This is a genomic window from Desulfobacula sp., from assembly GCF_021107415.1.
The window spans coordinates 1-4,874 of sequence record NZ_JAIOSW010000473.1 but is presented as its reverse complement, the minus strand read 5'-3'; the positions used below and the strand labels follow the sequence as shown (position 1 = coordinate 4,874).

Sequence of the window (4,874 nt, the reverse complement as noted above, 5' to 3'; positions counted from 1 at the left end):
GACTTTATTTTAGATGCTGGTATGAAAATAACTGCAATTGAAGTAAAATCCGGAAAAACGATTTCAACTTCTTTTTTTAAAAATTTAAGGTATTTATCAAAGATCAGTAATATAAATGTCGAAAATTATTTAATATATGGCGGCAGAAAGAATTATATTCAGGCAGGGATAAATATTGTCAGCTGGCTCAATATAGATAGTCTTGGATGACCTTGTTTTTTAATTGACCATGATCCTTTCTTTTTGGTCGGGCACTAAATAGTGATCACCTTATCCGCCAATTGCATGGCCGTAACAATATCAAGCATATTCGTTGTCTCGCCCACCTGCTTTTGATCAAGAAGGTCAAAATGGGTCAGGCACGTCCCGCAAACCAGGATACAAAGCCCGTCCTCTTCATATTCTTTTAAAATCGATAATACATCCGAACCATCAACCGTGAGTTTAACACCGTTGTTCACAAAGACCAGCCGCCATAGATCAGGTCCCATCTCTTTTAGCGTCTTTATATAGCTGATCATGAGTTTTAAACCAAGCTCATCATCACCAAAGCCCATGCGATCTGTGACCAGCATGACCATAATTTTCTTTTTTTCGTCACTTTGTTTTTCAGCTACTATGCCTTCGGGAGCAACTCCACCTTCACGCCTGCCTGTGACATAAAAATTTCCTTTCTTCTCCTTTACTGAGACTTCAAAATCCTGGGATTCAAGGAAACGGCTTACATTCTGCCTGGCCGCTTCGTTATCTACAAGGACTTTAATGCTGTTTAAGTTTTCCTCTTCTATTGCATTTTTTGTCTGCAATACCGGGGCCGGACATGCAAGTCCCCTTACGTCTATCTCTTTCATTTTTTTCCTTTTTTGTATCTTAATATGTAAAATTACCTTTGTTTTTCGGGGCAGTGGTGCCTTTTGTTCTCCTTAAATTATTCAGCCATAAGTCAGATAAAGTAATCAATCATTTATATAATTCAAATATTAAAAAAAAAGGTATTTAACAAATTGATAATTTATATATGATTCGCAAATCTTATTGAAATATTGAATACAACTTAAAATATAATCTCCTTCTGAAAAAAATCCGGCAGAATGCAAACTTGAATATCTAAAAGAATTTGGGCTCCAAAAAACCCTTTGTGTTGGAAACGGGTCTAATGACGAGCTGATCTTAAAAGAGTCTGTATTAGGGATAGCGGTTCTTCAAAAAGAGGGTCTGGCATCAAAAACCCTGCTTGTATCCGATCTTATTGTGCACAATATACTGGATGTTTTTGAGTATTTTGAGAAACCCAATCGACTTGTTGCATCCCTGCGGAAATAAAAGACGTTCCGGCATTATTTTATAAATTTCCTTTTAAACCGATTTTTTCTGCTGCGGACCGCATCCCTAAGATTACCTCGGTGATGAGTTCGGAAAGATCCATATCAAGAAATTCAGCACCCTGCTGGATCACCTTCCTGTCAACCCCTGCGGCAAAACTTTTATCCTTAAATTTCTTTTTCACGGATTTTGCCTTGATATCAAGGATGCTTTTTGACGGTCTGACCAGAGCAGAACTTGCCACAAGGCCGGTAAGTTCATCAATGGCATAAAGTGTTTTTTCAAGATTGGTTTCAGGTTTCACATCCGTACAAATTCCAAAGCCATGGCTGATGACCGCCCGGATATAGTCTTCAGGCCAATTGTGTTCTTTGAACAATTCAACGCACTTGTGGCAATGTGCTTCAGGAAACATCTCATAATCAAGGTCATGTACCAATCCAATGACCCGCCATTTTTCTTCATCTTCATTGAAACGGCGGGCAAAATGGCCCATCACAGCTTCAACAGCAAGGGCATGGCGAATTAACCCTTCCTTTTTATTATATTTTTTTAATAACTTGAATGCATCCTCTCTAGTCGGGACGTATGATTTCATAGCAAATCCTTTAATTATATTGCGTTTTCTGACCGATATAGTACAATCTTCATTATCTTTAAAACATTTATAAGTCAACTTTTATGATCTCAAATAGGTCCAATATAAAATTTATATTAGACATGAGAATTGCCGTCAAAGAGGAGTTGGAAAAGTAATGGACATATTAAAAACAAAATCTGAGATGCAGGAATGGTCAAGAAACAAGAAAAAAGGATCAAAAACCATATGCTTTGTTCCTACTATGGGATATTTACACCAGGGACATATTTCCCTGATGGAAAAAGGAAAACCCTTATGTGATGAGCTTGTGATCAGCATCTTTGTAAACCCGACTCAATTTGGGCCCAATGAGGATTTGGACGCTTATCCTTCAGATATTGAAAATGATCTTGCCCTTGCCAGAAAAGCCGGTGTAACCGCAGTCTTTTTGCCCGACAAAAAAAGTATTTATCCTGAAAACTTTCAAACTGAAATTAAACTTCAATATCTTCCAAAATTTTTATGCGGAAAATTCAGACCGGTTCATTTTGCAGGTGTTGCAATCGTCGTCACCAAATTATTTAATATTGTTATGCCTGATATCGCCATATTTGGGCAAAAAGATTATCAGCAGCTTCAAATTATTCGACAACTGATACTGGACCTGGATTTTGATATCAAAATTGTGGCGGGAGATATCATCAGGGAGAAAGACGGTCTTGCAATGAGTTCCAGGAATGCCTATCTTTCCAACACTCAAAGGGTGTCCGCCTTAAGTCTTTCCAAGTCATTGAATCTGGCCAAAAAATTGATTGCCAGGGGAGAAAAAAATCCTGTGGTCATTAAAAATCAGATTGAAACGTTTATTGGTACGTTTCCTGAAACAAATATAGAGTATGTTTCCTTTTGCAATCCCAAAACCCTTGAGGATATAGATCAGATAGAAAATCAGGTCTTGCTGGCAATAGCCGTGAAACTGGGGAAAACAAGATTAATTGATAATGCCCTTATTGATCATCCTTCACAATAATAATCCTGCATTCTTTTAGAAAGGTATGACGCTCTGTTATTTTTTCCAACAAAAGGTAATCCGACATTCTGATAACAATGGCGGTATCGGGTTTTCTTTCTTTACGAAGTCCCTTGAAAATCATGGGACGATTGCCAATTCTTTTATCCTTTAATGCCTGATCCATACTGCAAAGATACTTGCAGACACCCTTTTGAACCGCAAACTCTCTGCTGATAAAAACAGAAGAATATATGTCATGGCCCTGTTCGCTGACAATCAGAGGATTCAGTACGGGTTCAACACCAAGCCCTCTTGTATCAATGATCAAACCCGTGTAGAGAGTCTCTCCTATTATTTGAATATTTTTTTTACGTATTTCAGGGCTGATTTTTGGTATCTGACGAATTTCTTCAGGTAATACCAATTGCAAAAAACCACCAAACATACTGGTTTTAATCATTATTTCCACAGAAAGTGCAGAGGTATAATATAATTTTGAAATGATTGCATCCCTTGCTGTTTTCTCCATACCCGCCAAAATAATATCATTTTTAGATGCATAGTCATCCACACTCAAAGTATTATTAATTTTAATTCGTTTTAAAATTTCTATAATCCCCCGGTTTGCATCAGCTCTTGCAGCTCCAAGAACGGATTCATGGGAGGTTTTTGTGTTCTCTTCAGGAGACGCCTTGCCAATCGCTGAAATATTTCCGGTACTCCAGTTTATAGTCCCATTTTCAAATTGGGTAACACAATGATAATCTTTAGGTTGATCCTGATTAGCGAGACAAAAGGAATGAAAAAAAATGATAACAATAACACAGCCATATGCCAGCCTTTTTTTGTTTTGTCTCATATTTTTTTTTGCACGCTGTTAGCTTTTTAGAAAATTTGATTCAATAAAATCGGCTATCTGACTGATATCTTCAAGCCCAAACACAGGCACATCCGGTTTATAGTCTGAATTCGTAACAAATGCGATCAAATTTTCATCCTCCATACAAAGCGGTTGTTTATGCACACTTTGGGTCCTGAAAATTTCTATTTTAGGCAGATTTTGTTTTTTAAAGCCTTCTGCTAAAATAATATCCATATCAAAAAGATAAGATCTCATCTTTTCAAGATAGCTTGTCTTATCATCTTTAATTATTGCGATATTATCTTGAGTAATAACAAGAGTGGCCTTGGCACCTGCTTTTCTGTGACGCCAGCTGTCTTTGCCTTCTTTGTCCATTTCAAACCCGTCATGGGCATGCTTCACTGATCCTATTTTGTATCCCCTGTCCGTCAAAAGGACAATCAGCTTTTCAAGAAGCGTGGTCTTTCCGGAGTTGGATTTTCCTACAATGGTAATTATCTCTGGTTTCATATTTGTTGTCTTCATAGTTTTATATTATTTTTTAATAAAAATAGTGCGCGGAACAAAGAAAGTCAAGCAGGGAAAAGCTCAAGCAGGGCAATTGTATGAGAAAGAAAAAAGCAACTGGGTTTTAACCCGGCAGGGCATGGATTGCAACCTCCTCGGTAAGATTCAGCTTCAATCTCGACAAGTAATCTTGTTCATAATATTAGAAAATTCAATTCTTTTTATGAATATGATTCACCGAGAATTGGTTTCTGAAAGGTATTTCTTGACCAATAAGCATTTGAATATTAGAATATAAGGATATAAAATTAGGATAAAATTTATGAGAAGTTATATTGAGCTTTCAAACCGGTATCGAATTGTTTTGCTGTCTTTTGCGTCTAAAAAATCAATGAGATGGTATTTGGGTACACAGAAGGCAGAATAAACAAATGAAATCCGGTTAAAAATTAAATGGTGAAAATATGAATTTTCATTATACTCCTTATATATGGCTTTTCCTTACATCGGCAATGATTATGGCGGTCATAGGGATTTATGCCTGGCGTAATCGCAAAATACCTGGAGCAAAATCCTTTGCTATTCTTATG

Annotated in this window: 6 protein-coding genes; 2 read left to right on the top strand and 4 right to left on the bottom strand. The window is 36.9% G+C overall.

Annotation, left to right across the window (positions count from 1 at the left end; genetic code table 11):
* A partial coding sequence (locus K8S13_RS23675; protein WP_291466196.1) for a hypothetical protein occupies window positions 1-210 on the top strand: 210 nt, incomplete at its 5' end.
* A gap of 44 nt (window positions 211-254) precedes the next feature.
* On the opposite strand, the gene yedF is transcribed toward K8S13_RS23675, so the two are convergent.
* The gene (gene yedF / locus K8S13_RS23670; RefSeq protein WP_291466195.1) at window positions 255-851 is read right to left on the bottom strand and encodes a sulfurtransferase-like selenium metabolism protein YedF; all 597 of its coding nucleotides are present in this window, start codon (window positions 849-851) and stop codon (window positions 255-257) included.
* Window positions 852-1,342: 491 nt separating this feature from the next.
* Window positions 1,343-1,921, bottom strand: coding sequence for an HDIG domain-containing metalloprotein (locus K8S13_RS23665; protein ID WP_291466194.1), 579 nt, complete (start codon window positions 1,919-1,921; stop codon window positions 1,343-1,345).
* 157 nt (window positions 1,922-2,078) lie between these two features.
* On the opposite strand from K8S13_RS23665, the gene panC reads away from it, so the two are divergent.
* Window positions 2,079-2,933 (top strand): pantoate--beta-alanine ligase, encoded by an 855-nt coding sequence (gene panC / locus K8S13_RS23660; protein WP_291466193.1) that lies wholly within the window; start codon window positions 2,079-2,081, stop codon window positions 2,931-2,933.
* On the opposite strand, the gene K8S13_RS23655 is transcribed toward panC, so the two are convergent.
* Together K8S13_RS23655 and mobB are read right to left on the bottom strand one after the other, a co-directional pair.
* Window positions 2,911-3,774, bottom strand: a complete 864-nt coding sequence (locus tag K8S13_RS23655) for a hypothetical protein (protein ID WP_291466192.1) — start codon at window positions 3,772-3,774, stop codon at window positions 2,911-2,913. The genes panC and K8S13_RS23655 overlap by 23 nt on opposite strands.
* 18 nt (window positions 3,775-3,792) lie before the next feature.
* Window positions 3,793-4,287 carry a molybdopterin-guanine dinucleotide biosynthesis protein B gene (mobB, locus tag K8S13_RS23650; protein ID WP_291466191.1) on the bottom strand — a complete coding sequence of 165 codons (495 nt, stop codon included), beginning with the start codon at window positions 4,285-4,287 and terminating at the stop codon, window positions 3,793-3,795.
* Window positions 4,288-4,874: the final 587 nt, after the last annotated feature.